15 protein-coding genes are annotated in these 19,818 nt (G+C 49.6%); 8 read left to right on the top strand and 7 right to left on the bottom strand.

What is annotated here, in order from left to right:
- Positions 1-27: 27 nt before the first annotated feature.
- The 8 genes from QUA78_RS11205 (at position 28) to QUA78_RS11170 (ending at position 11,611) form a co-directional block, all read left to right on the top strand.
- The gene (locus tag QUA78_RS11205; RefSeq protein ID WP_333398791.1) at positions 28-3,087 is read left to right on the top strand and encodes a CBS domain-containing protein; all 3,060 of its coding nucleotides are present in this window, start codon (positions 28-30) and stop codon (positions 3,085-3,087) included.
- Between the two features lie 236 nt (positions 3,088-3,323).
- Positions 3,324-3,779, top strand: a complete 456-nt coding sequence (locus QUA78_RS11200; protein WP_333302571.1) for a DUF2127 domain-containing protein — start codon at positions 3,324-3,326, stop codon at positions 3,777-3,779.
- A 577-nt stretch (positions 3,780-4,356) separates the two neighbouring features.
- Positions 4,357-5,940 carry a protein kinase domain-containing protein gene (locus QUA78_RS11195; protein ID WP_333302569.1) on the top strand — a complete coding sequence of 528 codons (1,584 nt, stop codon included), beginning with the start codon at positions 4,357-4,359 and terminating at the stop codon, positions 5,938-5,940.
- A gap of 522 nt (positions 5,941-6,462) precedes the next feature.
- Positions 6,463-6,795 carry a DUF6825 family protein gene (locus QUA78_RS11190; RefSeq protein ID WP_333302567.1) on the top strand — a complete coding sequence of 111 codons (333 nt, stop codon included), beginning with the start codon at positions 6,463-6,465 and terminating at the stop codon, positions 6,793-6,795.
- A gap of 114 nt (positions 6,796-6,909) precedes the next feature.
- Positions 6,910-8,676, top strand: a complete 1,767-nt coding sequence (locus QUA78_RS11185; RefSeq protein WP_333302566.1) for an AarF/ABC1/UbiB kinase family protein — start codon at positions 6,910-6,912, stop codon at positions 8,674-8,676.
- 417 nt (positions 8,677-9,093) lie between these two features.
- Positions 9,094-9,825 carry a PP2C family serine/threonine-protein phosphatase gene (locus QUA78_RS11180; protein ID WP_333302564.1) on the top strand — a complete coding sequence of 244 codons (732 nt, stop codon included), beginning with the start codon at positions 9,094-9,096 and terminating at the stop codon, positions 9,823-9,825.
- 53 nt (positions 9,826-9,878) lie between these two features.
- Positions 9,879-11,081 (top strand): anhydro-N-acetylmuramic acid kinase, encoded by a 1,203-nt coding sequence (locus QUA78_RS11175; protein ID WP_333302562.1) that lies wholly within the window; start codon positions 9,879-9,881, stop codon positions 11,079-11,081.
- A gap of 80 nt (positions 11,082-11,161) precedes the next feature.
- Positions 11,162-11,611, top strand: a complete 450-nt coding sequence (locus QUA78_RS11170) for a hypothetical protein (RefSeq protein WP_172190924.1) — start codon at positions 11,162-11,164, stop codon at positions 11,609-11,611.
- A 525-nt stretch (positions 11,612-12,136) separates the two neighbouring features.
- Here QUA78_RS11170 and QUA78_RS11165 read toward each other — a convergent pair.
- From QUA78_RS11165 to dnaK, 7 genes are all read right to left on the bottom strand, one after another.
- Positions 12,137-12,334, bottom strand: a complete 198-nt coding sequence (locus QUA78_RS11165; RefSeq protein ID WP_006635253.1) for an NblA/ycf18 family protein — start codon at positions 12,332-12,334, stop codon at positions 12,137-12,139.
- Between the two features lie 494 nt (positions 12,335-12,828).
- Entirely contained in the window at positions 12,829-13,557 is a 729-nt protein-coding gene (locus QUA78_RS11160) for a biopolymer transporter ExbD (protein WP_333302561.1), read from the bottom strand.
- A 15-nt stretch (positions 13,558-13,572) separates the two neighbouring features.
- The gene (locus tag QUA78_RS11155) at positions 13,573-14,358 is read right to left on the bottom strand and encodes a MotA/TolQ/ExbB proton channel family protein (protein WP_333302559.1); all 786 of its coding nucleotides are present in this window, start codon (positions 14,356-14,358) and stop codon (positions 13,573-13,575) included.
- Between the two features lie 135 nt (positions 14,359-14,493).
- On the bottom strand, positions 14,494-15,744 hold the full coding sequence (gene rsgA, locus QUA78_RS11150) for a ribosome small subunit-dependent GTPase A (RefSeq protein ID WP_333302557.1): 1,251 nt from the start codon (positions 15,742-15,744) through the stop codon (positions 14,494-14,496).
- Positions 15,741-16,031, bottom strand: coding sequence for a sulfurtransferase TusA family protein (locus QUA78_RS11145; RefSeq protein ID WP_333302556.1), 291 nt, complete (start codon positions 16,029-16,031; stop codon positions 15,741-15,743). The genes rsgA and QUA78_RS11145 overlap by 4 nt, the downstream gene beginning before the upstream one ends.
- Positions 16,032-16,321: 290 nt before the next feature.
- The gene (gene dnaJ / locus QUA78_RS11140) at positions 16,322-17,452 is read right to left on the bottom strand and encodes a molecular chaperone DnaJ (RefSeq protein WP_333302554.1); all 1,131 of its coding nucleotides are present in this window, start codon (positions 17,450-17,452) and stop codon (positions 16,322-16,324) included.
- Positions 17,453-17,584: 132 nt separating this feature from the next.
- Positions 17,585-19,759, bottom strand: a complete 2,175-nt coding sequence (gene dnaK, locus QUA78_RS11135) for a molecular chaperone DnaK (protein ID WP_333302552.1) — start codon at positions 19,757-19,759, stop codon at positions 17,585-17,587.
- Between the last annotated feature and the right edge of the window lie 59 nt (positions 19,760-19,818).

The raw sequence follows: 19,818 nt of genomic DNA, 5'->3' as shown, positions 1-19,818 counted from the left end.
TGAGTTAGAGATGCGGGATTTTCGGCTATGGACTTAGTTTTGTGCCACACAACAGCAGATTTTGACGCCTTGGGGGCGGCGGTGGGACTTTGCGTGCTGCGCCCCGGTAGCAGGATCGTATTGACGGGCGGGTGTCATCCGACAGTGCGGGATTTTTTGGCGCTACACCGCGACGAGTACCCGCTGATTGAACGCCGATCGGTCAATCCGCAACAAATTCGATCGATTAGTATAGTTGATGCCTCACAGCGCGATCGTTTGGGAAAAGCCGCCGAGTGGCTGGATTTGCCACACCTCAACGAGATAGCGGTTTTCGACCATCACCTACAGGCCGATTTAGACATCCGGGCCACTGTTACCCAAATCGAACCAGTCGGAGCCACCACTACATTAATTGTCGAAAAGCTCAAAAATCAAGCAGAAAACAGCGACACACCATCCCGCCTTCTGCCTTCGGAAGCAACAGTCATGGCCCTCGGCATCCACGTCGATACAGGTTCCCTCACCTTTGAGGGCGCAACTGCCCGAGATGCGACTGCTTTGGCGTGGTTGATGGAACAGGGAGCGAGTTTGCGGGTAATCGCTGAATATGTAGAACCCGGTTTGTCTCCTCAATTGCAAGATTTGCTCAGAGAAGCGCTGAATAATTTGCGATCGGAAACTTTGCACGGTTACAGCGTAGCCTGGGTGCTGCTATCTACTGAATCCTACGTTCCCGGACTTTCTTCGCTGGCTTCTCGCTTGCTCGATTTGACTGAAACCGATGCTCTGCTTTTAGGTAATGTTTATAAATTTAGCGAAAACGAAAACAACCGCAACATCGCTCCCGAATCGGCAGTTTCCAATCGATTAACTATTATCGGTCGATCGCGCATCGAAGGAACAAACCTCAGCGAATTGTTCAAACCCTTCGGCGGCGGAGGCCACGCCCGCGCCGCTTCCCTCGCCACCCGCGATGTTGACCCCTTGCTGACTTTAAATCAGTTAGCTGACGAACTCAAAGCTCAAATTCCGCACCCTCCGACAGCGCGCGAATTAATGTCGTCTCCCGTGCGGAGTATTCGCCCGGAAACATCGGTGGGGGAAGCTCACCGTATCCTCCTACGTTACGGACATTCGGGGCTTTCTGTGGTCGATGCGGGCGATCGGCTCGCCGGCATTATCTCGCGCCGCGACATTGACATTGCCCTGCACCACGGTTTCAGTCACGCCCCCGTCAAGGGTTACATGACTCCGCAGCTAAAAACGATCGCCCCAGATACCTTGCTGCCGGAAATTGAATCTTTAATGGTGACATACGATATCGGGCGCTTGCCAGTATTGGAAAACGGTCAACTTGTAGGAATTGTGACTCGCACTGACGTGTTGCGGGAATTGCACCAGCAAAAAGCGCGAGACAGGGGAAGTAGTGCAGAATTTTCTAATTGTCCCGTGCCCGAATCGGTTGAGCAATTGTTGCGATCGCGCATCAGTCCCGAATTATGGCAATTATTGTCGATCGCGGCCAATCTTGCCCAACAGCGCGGCTGGCAACTTTATCTAGTTGGTGGAGCAGTCCGGGATTTACTCTTAGCGACGGATGATACACTGGCGCTAACTGATATTGATTTGGTTGTGGATGGAAAGTGCGGTTCCGACGATTCCGGTGCAGGTGTCGAGTTAGCTTCATCGCTGCAAAAACTATACCCGGGATCGCGTTTGGACGTTCACGGCCAATTTCAAACCGCCGCACTTTTGTGGCACAAAGACTCTCCTTTCGGCTCCCTGTGGGTGGATATCGCGACTGCTCGTACTGAATTTTATCCTTATCCGGCTGCAAATCCTGAAGTTGAAGCGAGTTCGATTCGTCAAGATTTGTACCGCAGGGATTTTACAATTAATGCGCTGGCTGTGCGGTTGGGTGCTCCTCGCAGCGGCCAATTGTTAGATTTTTTTTGCGGTTTGCTGGACTTGGAAGCGAAGCAAATTCGAGTTTTGCACGCCAACAGTTTTATCGAAGATCCGACGCGAATTTATCGCGCTGTGAGGTTTGCGGTGCGGTTGGGATTTGAAATTGAGCCGCAGACGGAAGGATACATCCGCCACGCTTTGGCCAGCGGGATTTATTACCGAATTCAGGGGGAAAACGGCCGAGCTCCGGCTTTGGAAACTCGGCTCAAAAGCGAATTAAAATACATTTTGCAAGCTCCTTACTGGAAAGTTGCTTTGCAAATGCTGGGAGATTTGCAGGCTTTGCGCTGCATTCATCCTAGTTTGGAGTTGGATCGGGAGTTGTGGCGGCAACTGCGTTTGCTCGATCGGTGTTTGCAAAGAAGGCAGAAGGAAGAAGGAAGTTCGGCAACGAGCACTGTACGGGATGTAACGGATGTAAAGGATAGAAGGAAGAAGGAAGAAGGAAGTTCGGCAACGGATTCTGTAACGGATGTAACGGATGTCAGAAAGAAGGAAGAAGGAAGTTCGGCAACGAGCACTGTACGGGATGTAACGGATGTAACGGATGTCAGTCCGAGGGAAGTCGGAAGAAGGAAGAAGGAAGAAGGAAGAAGGAAGAAGGAAGAAGGAAGAGACAATTCCCCATTCCCCATTCCCCATTCCCCATTCCCCATTCCCCATTCCCCATTCCCAATTATAAATATTCCCGATTGGCAGATGCGGCTGGAAGTTTTGATAGCTTATTTAGCACCGGAATATCGCGGCAAGGTGGCTGCAAATCTTCAGTTACCGGCTGACAGCATTAAGCGGCTGGAAGTGTTGGAAGCCGGAAAGAAGCAGTTAGCAGAGAATTTGCCTAAATGCGAGTCGCCGAGTCAATTGGTGTTGCTGTTGAGAAATTATGAATTGCCGGTGTTAATTGCGATCGCCCTGCAAAGTCCGCGAAGTGCACGCCGCCAAATTTGGGAATATCTCACCAGGTGGGCGAATGTCGAGCCGCCTTTAAATGGCAACGATTTGAAGGCTTTGGGTTATAAGCCTGGGCCTGGATTTAAACGAATGTTGGATGATCTGTTGGCTGCGAAGTTGGATGGCGATTTGGGCGATCGGGCTGCTGCTATCTCTTTCTTAGCACAACGTTATCCTCAAACTTAGTAGGGTGCGTCATCAGCGCGTTATTTTTTCTATAATTGATTAGCTATAGCCTTTCTCAGAAAGATGAGGTACTCATGGGCATAGGGCATAGGGCATAGGGCATAGGGCATAGGGCATACCTCACTTTTTTGAGAACCGCTATAATTGCTGACACACTCTACTAAATTTTGATTTTTCAATCTCAAACAGGCTAGCAAGCCGATCGCACTTTCTTTATTGATATCCCGAGAATTAAGGTGAAAAAACAGCGCGCTCCTGGTTTAATCGCAATTGTCCTTTACAAAACTTTTGTGGCTTCCCTCTTGATAGTAACTTCGCTCGCTTTGCTTTTTGCACTAAAAAATCATCAAGCCTTGGAGGATTTTTCGGAATGCTATTTATTAGAAACCAAACTGAATATTGTTGAATTTTTATTAGACAAAGTTCTACAAATTAAGCCAAAAACTTTACTGTTTAGCGGACTAGCTGCCGGAGTTTATGCAGTTTTAACTGTTTTGGAGGCGGTGGGTTTATGGTACGAAAAAGGTTGGGCAACTATTTTAGTTTTAGTGCTAGTAGGCATCAGTATCCCGCCTGAAATCTATGAGTTAGTTGAGGGTTTTACGGTAATTAAGTTAGCGGTATTTATCGCAAATATAGCCGTATTATGGTATTTGCTGCACCATTTGCCGAAGCACGGTAAGGGAGCTTAAAGTTCTGATGATTCAGAGGAAACTCATTTGACTTAATAAATGTCAGCATCTTCAATCAGTAGGCGATTGACCATTCTATTTGTGATGCCTTTACCTGATAATTTTAAGTTTCAAGATGAAATATTCAACTCTTCGGGCGCATTCTTTAGTGTATTCATAGTGTTTTTCATTTTTAATCATAGTTTCTAGGCTCTTTATTTCCCCAAGCTGAAGAGCGCCATTGATAAAATCACAAAAATGCTCATAAGTCAATATACAACCTAAATCTTTACAAAAATCGGCAAATTGTAAAGAGTTGCTAAAGCAAGGAGGGGTTATACCCCCCATGACTTATAGTCAGATCATATAGATGCACCCTGATGGCTTTCCCGTTCCACAAGAGCGGGATTTTTATTGGAAAGCCGTAGCGTTAAGTTTCACAATACCTACTACAGATAAAATGACGTGGGGATGCAAAGATTAAAGACATAGCAGAGCTAAAGCTAAAACAAGGGCGCAGATTGATCGAACCTCACGCCTAACTCTGCGAAATAACCCAAAGGCGGTAGCATAGTTTGGGAAACGGCATCAACTGAAGATGAACTTAGCGCCAGCAACAGTCCTGCAACAGGGCAAATACACAATTAACGCGACTTTAGGTATAGGAGGGTTCGGCATCACTTACCGAGCTATCCACACCCATTTAAACCAAACCGTCGTACTCAAAACCCTCAACGAAAGCCTGCGCCAACACCCAGAAGCTGCCCAATTTCAGCAGCAGTTTATTGCCGAAGCCCAACGCCTGTCGCGGTGTCAGCATTCCAACATCGTCAGAGTAATCGACTTTTTTGAAGAAGCCGGACAGTCTTTTATAGCAATGGACTACATTCCGGGCCAAACTCTCGCCCAAATAGTCGAAACCGATCGGCCACTGCCCGAAGCCCAAGCCCTGCACTACATTCGGCAAATAGCCTCAGCCTTAAGTACCGTTCACCACAGCGGATTGCTGCACGGAGATATCAAGCCAGAAAATATTATCCGGCGAGCCGATTCTCACCTCGTAATGTTAATAGACTTCGGCATTGCCCGCGGCTTTACCGCCGGCACCAAACAAACGCACACTAACTTGCTCTCGCCCGGCTACGCGCCGATTGAACAATACCTCTATGACGGTAAATGTACACCGGCCACAGACATCTACGCGATCGCAGCCACCCTCTACTACTTACTCTCCGGCGTGGCGCCCGTAGCAGCACCCCTGCGCGATCGCATTCCCCTGACCGAGTTGCGGCAATTTCAGCCGAACCTCAGCGCGGGAATCGAGCGAGCCATCCTTCAGGGACTCGAAATCGACCCCCACAACCGCCCTCAGACAGTGGAAAATTGGCTCACCATGCTGCAAGAAACAGAGCGAGTATCAGCAAAAAGAAAAGGCAAGCAAACTCTGCGATTGCCTGCACCTCCCCCGCCGCAGTTGACTTTGCTGGCGTTTTTCGTAACGGCTGCAATTGCAGGCTCGATGGGTTTTGACCTGGCTTGGCGCTACAACAGCACCAGTCTCAGCAGCAATCGACCCAAAATTGAATCCTTCCCATCACTCGAAGATTTGCTCAAATCCCGCGATTTGTCAGGGCCGATGTTCGGGCAGCCGTCTGTCGAAAGCAGCCCTCTCTACCCGATCGAACTCAACAAGCGCCCCAAACCCCCCTTAGAAAGCAGCAACATTCCCGACCAGATCGAGCCCTCAGAAACTAGCGCCGAACCTTCAGAGATCCCAACCCCGGAAACTCTCGCTCCAGAGCCCGAAGCCGAACTTGAGCCATCCCCGACGCCCGAGCCACAAGAGCAGCCTTCTGAGTCCCCCATTCCGGAGCCTCAAACCCAAATCGAGCCAGCACCCCAACCAGAACCCGCACCAGTACCGGAAGTTGCGCCCCTGCCTGCAGAACCGCCCAGCTACTCCCCCCCCGCACCCGCCCCGCCTGCCCCTGGGAGTGCTAGTCCTGAAACCTTGCCGCCCTCGGAATCCGCGCCGCCAGTAATAGCATCCCCGATCGAGCGATCGCCTGAACCTGCGATACCAAGCCAAAGCGGCAGCAATTCAGATAGTTCGATCGCACCTGATTCACCACCCCCTGTGGCAGATCCCACTGTGCCTTTTCCTGAACCTGCGACAAATTAGTATTGTTTTTGTTGGTTAAAACTGCGGACAAATACTTGGTTTTATGAGCCAGAAAATATCCGCTCAGTAGTGGAGATAATAATGCTTTTGCTAGCCAATGAATATCTCACAAAACCTTCTGTAGAATCTGAAAATTCCAACAGTCACGGTCTGAGTTTATCCAATATTTCCTATTACCTCTGCCATCCAAATGCCTGCCTCAAAAAAAAGCAGGACTCTTGGATATTGTGATTGAAATTATGTTATAATACGTGCGCGACCCTGAGGTAGTGTGATGTCGTTTATTACTGTTGCCAAGCTGCAAACATTTTTGTACAAAGCAACCCCAACCTCAAATTTCAGCGAATGTCAGCCAGGCTTTTTGGCTGAGTCATTGCGCCTCAGACTGTTCAAACTCTCAATAATCCCATCCCCGACAAAGGGGTGAGATTGTCCGTTACCCCAAACTTCCTTCCTTTGGGAGCAAGCATCATCGGGGACAAGCAAGTTATAATTTGTTGCGGAAGCGCACAGAGATTTTTTATGAGTAAACCCCCAGTTCATGCTTTTTTTGTAGGCCGAGCACTTGCCGAAGCACTGTACGAGCAATTAGAAAGCGCAGCAACCAACGCTTTCTCTGAACTCGGCAAATTTGACGCAGAACAAAGAGAACGCCTGCGACAGTTCACCGATCGAGTTGTGGAACGGGCAAACAAAGCTGCGGATGAGGCAATGCAGACCAGAACTGGCACTGCAACAAGCACCACCATTCAAGATATCCATCCCGCAGAGTTGCAAGCGACTATTGACGAGCTGCGCGCCGAAGTGGCAATGGTGCGCTCCCAATTGCAGCGCTACCGCAGCAGTTTGCCCTAGCGCTCTATCCGACCACAACTATTATTTACGACTACGCGAGCGCAAAGCACTGCGCTCCTGCGCTCCTATCTGCAATCAAAGCCACAACATAAAATAAGCAATTTGGGAACCCAAGTGTCTGCTCTCCTTGATGACTCTGTTAATCGCCAGCGCTCCAGAAAGCTCGCTGGCGAAGGCGATGAGCCAAAAACTGCTGGTAAATCCTACAAAAGTAAAGCTTATCGCTGGAATCGCGAAAAATATTCCCGGAAGCGGCGCTTCTTCGACATTTGGGCCTTTGTCTTGCTCTGGCTGGCTTCCCTCTGGCTCGACAGCAAAAATTGGAGCTACTGGGGAGGCGTGAGTGAAGAAAAGAAAGTTGCCAGACGCCGCTTTCAAGCTATCTGGGTTCGAGAAACACTCTTGGATTTGGGGCCGACTTTTATTAAAGTTGGGCAGTTATTTTCCACCCGCGCCGATTTGTTCCCGGCAGAGTTTGTCGAGGAACTTTCTAAGCTGCAAGATAAAGTGCCTGCTTTCAGCTACGAACAGTTGGAGGTAATTGTTGAGCAAGATTTGGGCAAGACAGTTCAAGAACTCTACCGCAGCTTTGACCCGGTGCCCCTGGCCGCTGCAAGTCTGGGTCAGGTACACAAAGCTCAACTGCATTCGGGCCCGGAAGTGGTGGTCAAGGTGCAGCGACCGGGACTGCGGAAGCTGTTCGAGATCGATTTGCAAATTCTTAAGGGAATTGCCCGCTACTTTCAAAACCATCCTAAGTGGGGCTACGGCCGAGATTGGATGGGGATTTATGAGGAATGCTGTCGCATTCTCTGGCTGGAAATTGACTATCTCCATGAAGGCCGGAATGCTGATACTTTTCGCCGCAATTTTAGCAACTGTGACTGGGTGCGGGTGCCGAGGATTTATTGGCGGTACACGGCTCCGCGAGTGCTGACTTTGGAATACCTGCCCGGGATTAAAATCAGCCACTACGAAGCTTTGGAAGCGGCCGGTATCGATCGTAAATTAATCGCTCAGTTGGGGGCAAAAGCTTATTTGCGCCAGTTGCTCAACGACGGCTTTTTCCACGCTGACCCACACCCCGGCAACATCGCTGTTAGTGCTGACGGTTGTCTGATTTTCTACGATTTTGGCATGATGGGGCAAATCCAGTCGAACGTCCGCGAAGGACTGATGGAGACGCTTTACGGCATTGCTTCCAAGGATGGACAGCGGATTATGGATTCTCTGATCGAGTTGGGAGCTTTGGTGCCTACGGGTGATATGAGTCCGGTGCGCCGCTCGATCCAGTATATGCTGGACAACTTCATGGACAAGCCTTTTGAAAATCAGTCTGTGAGCGCGATTACCGACGACCTTTACGATATTGCCTACAACCAACCTTTTCGCTTCCCAGCTACTTTTACTTTTGTAATGCGAGCTTTTTCCACAATCGAAGGGGTGGGCCGAGGTTTAGATCCCGAGTTCAACTTTATGGAGGTGGCACAACCTTTTGCCATGCAGCTTATGACTAATGGAAATGGCCATGATACCAGTAGCAGCATTTTTAACGAAATCGGCCGTCAGGCGGCTCAGGTGAGTTCGACTGCTTTGGGTTTGCCTCGCCGGATTGAGGAGACTATTGACAAACTCGAACAGGGAGATTTACGGATTCGCGTCCGTTCTGCCGAAACAGAGCGCTTGCTACGTCGCATGAGCAGCGCTCAAATGGGTACGAATTATGCTTTGCTGATGAGTGCTTTTACTTTGTCGGCAACAATTTTGTTTGTTAGCAATCAAGTCTGGCCTGCAGTGGCAGTGGCAGTGCTGGCGGCGGGTGCAGGGTTTGCTCTGCTGCGTTTGTTCAAGCGGATCGATCGTTTAGACAGGATGTCATAATTGTGCAATTGGGGATTTGAAATTTCAGGTTGGAGATTTCTCGCCTGCCAAAAGTTGACCTCGAATGTTAACTTTTGGCTGGCTGACAACACATTGCTAAAATTTACAGCACTTACACGCTTTGACGCTAAAAACCCCGTCGCTTCCTAGATTTCTCGCCAGCTAAACCTCTGATTTTTTGTAGAAATCCTGTTTTTTTTTGCACGTGGTGCTTAATTTACTGGATTTACCGAAATTTTAAGACGGGATTACCATCATATCGATCTACAATATGAGGTCAAGGTAGTACAATTTTTCCAAAACTCACGATCGCAGGTGGCAGAAATTTCAAGTTCCCTTCGGGATTTAAGTTTTGGAAGAAAACATTGCACCACTTCAATCAAGCTTTTAAGTTCGATGAGTCCAATCAGGCAATCTATGAAACGCTCTTTCGCAGGTAAGACAGATACAGGGCTAGTTCGTTCAGTAAATCAGGATTCATACTACATTGACTCTGACGGGCGATTTTTCATAGTAGCCGACGGAATGGGAGGACACGCCGGAGGTCAAGAAGCCAGCCGGATTGCGACTCAGGCGATTCAATCTTATTTGCTCGAACATTGGGAAGGGCCTGAGGATTCTCCGCGGTTGTTGGAAAAGGCTTTTTTAATTGCCAATCAAGCAATTTTGACGGATCAGCTAGACCACCCCGAGCGTGCTGATATGGGGACTACGGCTGTGGTTCTCATGTTTAGGGATGAGAACCGACCTTGGTGCGCTAATATCGGGGACTCTCGCTTGTACCGGCTGCACGGCTCTCGCTTGGAGCAGATTACTGAAGACCAGACTTGGGTGGCTCAGGCTGTGAAAAGAAAGGCCCTAACTCCCGACCAAGCTCGCAGTCATCCTTGGCGTCACGTTTTGTCCCAGTGTTTGGGCCGCGATGATGTGCGGGAAATAGATATTTTGCCGGTGGACGTGCAGCCTGGGGATCGCTTGCTGCTGTGCAGCGACGGCTTGACTGAGGAACTTTCCGATCCTTTGATTGCTTCGCCTCTGAAGTCGATTCGCGCCTGCGAGGGCGCTGCAACTGCTTTGATTCAAGCAGCTAAGGATAAAGGGGGACGCGATAATATTACTGTGGTGATCGTGACGATCGACCTCAAATAAATCGGGCAACCCCCCGGACAATCTAAAATCTAAAATCTAAAATATAAAATTTAATGACCCGCGTTATCGGTTTGATCAGCGGCACGTCGGTGGATGGCATTGATGCTGCTTTGGTGGATGTGGTCGGTTCGCAAACAGACTTGAAAGTGCAATTGGTGGCTGGCAAGACTTTCCCTTATCCTGCTAATTTGCGATCGCAAATTCTCTCGGTTTGCAGCGGCTCAGCTTTGTCAATGGCTGAACTAGCCGACTTAGATGATGCCATCGCCCAAGAATTTGCCACGGCAGCCTTGACAATTCAAGCAGAATACGATAAAGCCGAATTAATCGGCTCTCACGGTCAAACCGTCTACCACCGACCTGCAGGGAAAGCGCAGAAAGACAGCGCCAGCGGGTTGATGGGCTACAGCTTGCAACTCGGGCGGGGCGCGCTAATTGCGCAATTGACAGGCATTACTACTGTGAGTAACTTTCGATCGGCAGACATTGCAGCAGGGGGTCAAGGAGCACCCTTAGTGTCAATAGTTGATGCCTGCCTGCTGGCGGAACCCAACCTTAGCCTCTGCATCCAAAATCTAGGCGGAATTGGCAATGTTACCTATCTTCCGGCCACGGGAAAGGGGGAAAACAAGGACGAGTCGGAGCTTTTGAGTCTTGGGGATGGCATCTCGGGCTGGGATACAGGCCCGGCGAATTCCCTGTTAGATTTGGCAGTGCAGCACTTCTCAGGCGGGACTAAGACTTGCGACGAAGGTGGATCTTGGGCGGCATCGGGAACTCCCTGTCAAGCTTTAGTCGATGATTGGCTCGCCCAGGAGTTCTTCCGCCAAGCACCGCCGAAATCTACTGGGCGAGAGTTATTTGGTGTAGACTATTTTGACCGGTGTTTGGTCGAGGCCGAAGGTTACAACCTCAGTCCTGCTGACGTACTGGCTACTCTGACAGAACTGACTGTTGCGTCGATCGTTCACAGTTACCAAACTTTTTTATCGGCTATGCCCGATCGAGTTTTACTGTGCGGGGGTGGCAGCCACAATCTCTACTTAAAACGCCGATTGCAATCTCAATTGCATCCATTGCAAGTGTTGACTACTTCTGAGGCAGGCTTGAGTGTAGATTTTAAAGAGGCGATCGCTTTCGCGGTTTTAGCTGCATGGCGGGTTCGGGGCATTCCCGGCAATCTGCCTCAAGTTACTGGTGCCCGGACATCGGTACTTTTAGGGGAAATTAACTCTTGTTGGCACAGTTGGGCGTGATAGCATAGAGTCTGAGGGACAACGGCTGTGCGTTGTTGCACCAGCATTGTAGCCAGCAGGAAAAGCATAGGAACAGCACTGTGGCTCACACGTTTTTAATGGAATCGGGCCAATGGACGCTCGAAGGAAGTTGGATTGAGCGCAATGGCGTGCCAATTACGGTTAAAGGCAAAACTTTAGTGAGCTGGAACCGAACAGATTGGTTCAGTATGGTGACGAAGCTCGTGTTTCCTGGAGGCGATCGCGAAGAGATTATTTTGCAGTACCGAGGACACCTCAACAGCGATGAACGGCAGTATACTTTTGTCCTCCAACACAGCGAACTCGGTCGGGTCGAGGGCGAAGGTTGGATTGCTCCCCAGTCGATCGTCCAGCGTTACTGGGTACTGGGAGACGAACGCCAACGGCGCACGGGTTTTGATACCCTGCATCGCGTCGATCACAACCGCTACTATCACTCTAGCGGCATCATGTCTGGTCATTACTTGACGAGTACGATGGAGGCTACTTTGGAACGTCAGTCGGAATAGCTTTTTCTAGAGTTACCACCTGCGAGTTCGAGGGTTTGATGTGAAAATTGAAGGTTTTGGTAGTCGGAGATCCCGCTCAGATGTCCGACTAGCGCCATTCTTGTCAAACCTCATCCGCTGTAACTAAAGACAAATATTTTATTTTGTTAAAAAGTTCACACTTACGAGCGAAAATTATCACATTTTTGAGTCGAACCGCGATAAATTATTTTTGCGGTATCTTTCTATGCCACTCAATAGATTGCTGCGATCGACTTCCCATATTGAGTCGAATCAAGAAAGAACTGTCAAAGTTTTCTGATGGACGATGAGTCTGTGCAGATGCTTTCTACCTTCTATAGCAACCACGCCCGACCCTTAGGACGTTGTTAATTGCTGAAACCCTTGATTTTGTAGCTTCTGGCTTCTCAGGTAGATAACTAAAGCCTTCTTCCTTCTGCTTTCGAGTGACGCCCCATCACCCCCAACTCCTTTCCACCTGAGAGAAGAGAGTAAGAGATAGAGGTCGCCGACTGCGACTCTTTGCTACTCAACGCCTGGGTTTGGTTCTAGGCCCCAATGATGTTTCAGAAAATGGCGGTACATGGTTTCCCGCAGCATCATTTGCTCGTAAAGCTTGACCAAAAACTCCTGAGCTTGTTCGCGGCTCATGTCACTTACCTGTGTTTTGAAGGAACACAGGCTAAATTGCTGTTCCAAAGACAATTCTGCTGGTTGGCTCATGACTTTGACTCCTCTGTAAGTAAAGGTGACTTAAAAGTGAACACCTGGATTAACCAGATTTGTAAAATGTTTCAGCGATAGAGTGTTGGTTTCGGGATACCAGATTGCCCATCTCGCTTTAGTATATATTACAAAAGGTAACAATTGTTTGACAAAATTACCATCTGTCCCAGGAAATAGCTTACTTAGGGATAGAGATGCGAAGATGTCTGCAAAAGTTCCTTCCGCAGGCATATACAACTGTATCTACTTGTCAAGAGAAAAAAGGCTCAGTACGAACCAAAAGAATTGAAGCCCTTTATACCAAATCGGACGGAGCTTTTCTCGGCGAGGGGGAGAGCGGGAGATGAGGAGAGCGGGAGATGAGGAGATTGGAAGATGAGGAGAGGGGAAGATTGGAAGATGAGGAGAGGGGGAGAGCGGGAGATGAGAAAAGGGGGAGAGGGGAAGATGGGGAGAATTTCTATTCCTCTGTTCTCCCTTCTTCCTTCTGACTAATTCGATGAGCCGCCATCCTGCGGTGGAGTGGCCGCTCCGGGTCTGACATTAGGAGCAGCGGGTGCAGGCGAAACAGGAGGAATGCCCTGATTTGTCCCAAAGTTGCTAGGCTGCCCCGGAGCGGGGAGAGGAGATTGAAACTGATTGGGATTGAACTGCTGCTGTCCCGGAGCGGGGAGAGGAGATTGAAACTGATTGGGATTGAACTGCTGCTGCCTCGGAGCCACAGAAGACGGCAGGGGTTGACCGGAATTGCCGATCGCAGGTGCAGCAGGAATGCCAGAATTGGGAAGCGAGGTATTGGGCAATGGGGAGGGAGCCGAACTAGGAAGAGTTGCCAGGGCAACTTTATCGCCCCCTACCTCTCTCAATTTGTCTAAAACCTCGACAACTTTGGCATATCTAGCATTTTGAGGAGCGTACAGCACTATCAACCCGGCAGGATTTTGGGTTTGGAAACTCTTTAAAACTCGATCGAGCTGTTGGTAATTAACAGGCAATTGGTCGATATAAGTTTGCCCAAAATCGTCAATGCTGACAATCAGCATCTCTCGCATCTGGGTTTGTCCAGTCTTCGCCTTAGGCAAATCGACATTAATTGCTTGCTGGCGAGTCAGTTGCAAAGCGGCCAGCAGAAAAAACGTCAAAATGCAAAATATCACGTCAATTAAAGGCACCAGTTCAATCCGAGCCTCTTCAGCAGGAGTATCTAGATTAATCTTCATCAGTTCTCAGGAGTTTTAATTATTAGAAGGTGAATCTTCTGCCGGATCGGAACCTTTCAATTTCGGCTCCCGGTTCCGTTCTCCCGATTCTTGAGAATTGAGAGAACGCCTGTTCAAACCATCGGAACCAAAGGAAGAATTGCTGTATTCTGTACCGGGCGATCGACCCTTAGCATTAGCTGCAGGCCAGTATTGCCTGTAAAGCAATTCCAGTTCATTTCCAGCTTTGCGAAATATTTTTGCCTGGTTGAACAAAAAAGCTTGAAATATCCGATAAAACGCCAAGGTAAAAATTGCTACTACCATCCCAGTAGCAGTCGTGATCAGCGCCTCGCTAATCCCCAAAGTTACGCCAGTTGTTGCCGACGTGCCGATGTCGCCCAGACGGATAGAACTGAGCGAGTTAATCAAGCCCAAAACTGTTCCCAGCAAGCCCAGCAAAGGGGCTAGAGCGATCGTAGCTTCTAAGATTTTGTCACCGCGGCGCATCGAAGCCAACTCTTCATCGGCGGCAGCTTCGAGTGCGAGTCGAAATAAGTCTGGTTCGGGATTGTAGAGCCGCAGGGGTGCAGAAAGAAATCGCCCGATCGGCTGTCGGTTAGCTTGTCTGGCAATCTCGCTAGCCGCCCCCCAATCGCTGCGAGCCGCATCAAGAATGCGGTTAACTATCTGCTTTTCTTTGCTCAGGAGGCTGGCCCAGAACCACAAGCGCTCGATAATTGTACTCAAAGATAAAATCGATAACACCAACAGGGGCCACATGGCGGGGCCGCCTTGTTTAAACAGTTCTTGAATATTCACAGTATTTTTACTCCTGCATAACCGGCTTCGCTTTGCTTCTGTTGAACTTTTTTTAACAAATTTAAGGCCATTTAATTTTAGCTATTAATGTACTGTGTTCCGGGGCCGATCGACCGATCGCGATCGACTAATTCCTCACAACTCGTCTAAATCTTGACACATATCTTGCAGCGACTGGTGTTGAAGGCGGCGGGAAGATCGGCGATATTTTTTAGTTTGCAGCTTCGGTTCGTATTGCTGCGTACCATCCGACTTGGTTTGCTGTTTCAAACTCGCCTCGGCACTACTAGAGTTTTGCTCTTGTTGCTGGCGGACGATCGCCTCTTCGAGAAAATTCAAGTAATAATCGTAGCGCTCCCAACCGCCCCGGACGACACAGTTAGGCTCGTCTCGGTGCGAACAGTCGCTAAACTGGCAGCTACCCAAAGCCAGCCTCTGGCGCGCTTCTGGGAAATATTCAGCTAACTCGGACGGGTCGCATTCGAGAGCCGGTTGATTAAAGCCCGGAGTATCGGCCAACAGTCCGCCGCCGGGGAGTTCAAATAGTTCTACGTGGCGAGTCGTGTGGCGCCCGCGGCCGAGTTTGCCGGAAACAGCGTTCACTCGCAGATTCAGGGCCGGGATCAGTTGGTTGATCAAGCTGGACTTGCCAACCCCTGAAGGGCCACAAATTACCGTTATTTTCCCTTGCAAGTGCCCGAGAAGGAAGTTAGGCAACGGGCCATGTACCGGATTTAACGGCTCTAACGGATAGACCGAAGTTGGAAGCAGAGGGTCATCCTCAGAAGTCAGGATAGATGGCTCTCTTTTCTCCGATAAATTATGGGAAGCTGGTTTCGTGGCAGAAACTTCATTTTGACTTTCTTCGGTCGGTTCCTGGACTCCTAAACCGCTGCGGACGCTAATAAACATTGGTTCGTAGCCCCAGCCTGAAAGACGCTCGCGCCACTGTTCCAACTCATCGGGCGTGACCAAATCGCATTTGTTCAGGCACAAACTCACGTCTAAACCTGTAGATTCTGCCTTGACTAAAAACCGAGTTAATGATGCGGGGTCTAAGTCGGGTTCGGCGAGGGCAAAAACGAGGAGAATGCGATCGGCATTAGCTACAGGCGGGCGGTTGAGTTCTGTTTGGCGCGGGAAGACTTCAGAAATTGCACCCCGGCGGTCAGTCCAGTCGGGTTCGTCTACCACCACGCGATCGCCCACCATCACCTGTTGGCCAATTTTTTTCAGTCGAGTGCGGCGAGTGCACAGGAGAGTCGGAGAATCAGCCAGGGGAGCATTTTTCCCGTCAATGGAGACTGCGGGATCTAACCTCACTTGGTAGAAGTTAGCCTGAACAGCAATTACAGTACCCACGATCGAGGGCGAATTCAGGCTCATCCTGCTTCCTGGTGTTCTGGGCGCTGCACTTTCATGGCAAAAAAACCGGAATCCGGTTCATCCGCGATAAATTGCGTTTCGAGAATCTGGTAGCCTTCCATTTTCAGACTGTCGGGCACTTGTTCGATCGGCTCTCCAGCGTCCAGCCACACCTCCAAAACAGCACCCGGTGCCATTTGCTCCAAGCGCAGTTTAGTGCGGACAAAATTCAGAGGACACGGAGTACCCCGCAGATCGATTTTGGCATCTGGGGATTTGGGATTTTCAATTTTCGATGTTGAATTCATAATGTTTTTGGCAATCTCAAATCCTGAAAGCCTTAGTTTTTAAACAAGTTGCCTGGAAACTGGAGAATCTAAAATTTTGTGTCCAATTGGACACAGACTATTATTCTTTCTGAAAGAAGTGAGCGCAATTGCGCTCACTTTTTTGATCGCTGCTGAAACCGAATGCCCAGGAACAGGCACACCTGCCATTTTTGTGAGCAATGGCACACAATTTTTTGACAGATACTAAAACAAATTGCCGGGGAATCCTCAAACAGGAAAATTTGACACCCATGGGTGTCAAAAATTGCTTATTTCTGAAACAAATTACCCAGAAACCCTTCCAAGCCGCCTTTACCTGTACGATCGCCCTTCAGCTTAGCAAGCTGCATCAGCAATTCCCGTTCCTCAGCCGTCACCTTAGTCGGAATGTCAATAGACACAGTAATCAAATGATCGCCGCGACTGACTGGATTTCCCAACCGAGGCACTCCTTTTTTCTCCAAAGTCAAAACAGTATTTGCCTGAGTTCCGCTAGGAATCAACAATTCCGTCGGCCCGTCTACGGTTTCGACTTCCAACCGGCACCCCAAAATTGCTTGCAAATAACTAATTTTAACTTCCGAGCTAACGTTAATACCGTCCCGCTTAAATAGCGGGTCTTCATTCACCGCCAAGAACACGTAAAGATCCCCGGGCGGTCCACCCAGTTTGCCGGCATCCCCTTCATTGGAAACGCGCAAGCGAGTACCGTTGTCAACCCCAGCCGGAATTGTGATTTTCAGCTTTTTCATCACTTCTTTCTGGCCCCGGCCGCCACAAGTTTCGCACTTGTCCTCAATCACTTGCCCGGTGCCGTTGCAACTGGGGCAAACTGAAACTTGAGTAAAGCTGCCGAAAGGAGTGCGAGTAGCGCGTCGGACTTGACCGCTGCCGGTACAAGTCGAGCAGGTTTGGGGTCTCGTACCCGGTTTTGCCCCGGTACCCGTGCAAGTTTCGCAGGTTTCTAGGTGCTTGATGCGGAGTTCTTTTTCCCCACCAAACACTGCTTCCCGAAAATCCAGCCGCAAATCGAGGCGCAAATCGTCTCCGCGCACAGGCCCGCTGCGCCTGCGACCTTGTTGTTGTTGGCCACCGACGCCTCCCTGAAAGCCCTGAAAGAAGCTTTCAAAAATATCGGCAAAGCTGTCACCAAAGTCTTGGAACCCAGGTGCGCCTGCACCGCTGACGCCTGCTTCGCCGAAACGGTCGAAACGGGCGCGGGTTTCTGGTTCTGAGAGTACCTCGTAGGCGCGGTTAATTTCTTTAAACCGCTCCTCGGCACCGGGTTCTTTGTTGACATCTGGATGGTACTTGCGAGCTAGGCGGCGGTAAGCACGCTTAATTTCTTCTTTGTCTGCGCTGCGAGAAACGCCTAATATTTCATAGTAATCACCGGCCATAGAGCTGCTTGCCTGGAGGTAAATAACAAAAAGTGTACGAAAAAGAAACGGGCGACCTTTCCTGAAATTACAGATTAAAAGTTAAAAATTCTCATTGTCAATTTTTAACTTTTAATTTTTAGCTTTTCAGTTTTAAAGGAAAGGATTCATATCATCAACTTCTGGTTCGGGAACCTTCTGTTTTTGTTTTGACTGTGGATTTGACTGTGGATTTGACTGTGGACTTGACTGTGGATTTGACTGTGGACTTGACTGTGGATTTGACTGTCGTTTTGACTGTCGCTCCGGCTTTGATTCCGGCTTTGATTCCGGCTTTGGTTCCGGTTTTGGTTCCGGCTTTGGTTCCGGCTTTGGTTCCGGCGGAGCTTGGGTTGCCACCAGCAGCTCTTCTGTCAGCAAAATGCTGTCGTCGTCCGCTTTAACCTGTTCTTGTTCTGATTCTACTTCTGACATCATCTCGCTTTCAACAACAGCTCCTGACGGGGCTACTCCGCTGCGGGCTTGGTCGTAGACTGCTGTCCCGAGCGAGTATAGCAGTTGCTTGAAAGATTCGATTGCGGGCGTGAGTTCCTCGACTGTGATGTCGGGGTTAGTCATCGCTGCCCGCAAGGCTGCTGCGGCTGTTTCCGCTTCGGCCTTGAGGTCATCACTCAGCAGTTGCGCGTTGGTTTTTAAAGTTACACCACAATTATAGACGAGGGAGTCAGCTTGATTTTTGAGTTCGACGAGTTGAGCGCGCTTGATGTCCTCGTCGGCGTAAAGTTCGGCTTCTTGTCGCATCCGCTCGACTTCGGTTTCGCTCAATCCCCCTGTATTGGAAATTTGGATGCTTTGTTCTTTTCCGGTTCCCTTGTCTTCAGCGGCAACTTTGAGAATGCCGTTGGCATCGATTTCAAAGGTAACTTCAATTTGAGGTACGCCGCGGGGGGCTGCGGGAATGCCTTTGAGCAGGAACTTGCCGAGACTTTTATTGTCTTTAACCAATGCCCGCTCGCCTTGGAGCACGTGAATTTCTACCGAGGTTTGCCCGTCTGCCGCCGTGCTGTACATTTGCGATCGGCTCGTGGGAATAGTTGTATTGCGATCTATTACTTTGGTGAACACCCCGCCCAACGTTTCTAGTCCCAGAGAGAGCGGCGTCACGTCAAGCAGCAGCAAATCTTTTACCTCACCGCCCAACACCCCGGCTTGAATTGCCGCGCCTACCGCTACAGCTTCGTCGGGATTGACGGATTTATCAGGAGAAACGCCTCCAAAATACTTGCTAATTGCCTTTTGAACTGCCGGAATCCGGGTTGAGCCTCCCACTAAAATAATCCTGTCTATGTCTTTGGGGGTCAAACTTGCGTCTTTAAGGGCTTGAGTCACCGGATCGATCGTCGCTTGCACCAAATGAGCCACCAGTTTTTCAAACTGAGCTTTGGAGAGTTCCATTTCCAAATGCTTCGGCCCTTTGTCGTCAGAGGAGATGAAGGGCAAATTGATTGAGGTGGATTCCCGGTTGGAGAGTTCGATTTTCGCTTTTTCCGCAGCTTCTCGGAGGCGCTGCAAGGCCATTTTGTCTTGTGAGAGGTCACTGCCTTCTTGAGTCCGGAAAGCTTCTACCAGCCACTGGACTATGCAGTCGTCAAAGTCATCTCCTCCGAGATGGTTGTTACCGGAGGTAGCGTTGACTTCAAAAATTCCGTCTCCCAGTTGCAGGATCGAAACGTCGAAAGTACCGCCTCCCAGGTCAAAAACTAAGATTTTCTGTTCTATATTTTGCTTGTCGAGCCCGTAGGAAAGGGCTGCCGCCGTCGGTTCGTTGACTATCCGCAGGACTTCTAGGCCCGCGATCGTACCGGCATCTTTAGTAGCTTGCCGCTGGGCGTCTGTGAAGTAAGCTGGCACTGTAATTACGGCTTGGGTAACAGTTTGTCCCAAATAAGCTTCAGCATCTTGCTTTAGCTTTTGGAGTACCATTGCCGAGATTTCCTGGGGAGTGTGAACCTTGTTCCGAATTTGGACGTTAACGGTGTCGTCTTTGCCTTTTATGCAGGTATAGGGAGTCCGGGCTCGTTCTTCTTCCGTGTCGTCCCACCGCCGACCGATAAATCGTTTGATGCTGTAGACAGTATTTACAGCATTAGTTACAGCTTGTCGCTTGGCCAATTGACCTACTAAGCGATCGCCCGCCTTGCCAAATCCTACTATACTCGGAGTTGTGCGGCCGCCCTCGGAATTGGCGATCACGACGGGTTTACCGCCCTCTAACACAGCTACGCAACTGTTAGTCGTGCCTAAGTCAATTCCAATAATTTTTCCCATAGCGCCTCATAAAACTTTGTGGGATGTTTGGTAACCTCCAACTACAAGTTGGGGGAGGA

This window comes from Microcoleus sp. K4-B3, assembly GCF_036704615.1.
GTDB lineage: Bacteria > Cyanobacteriota > Cyanobacteriia > Cyanobacteriales > Microcoleaceae > Microcoleus.
The sequence above is the reverse complement of the archived record's forward strand: the minus strand, read 5'-3'. Positions and strand labels throughout refer to the sequence as shown.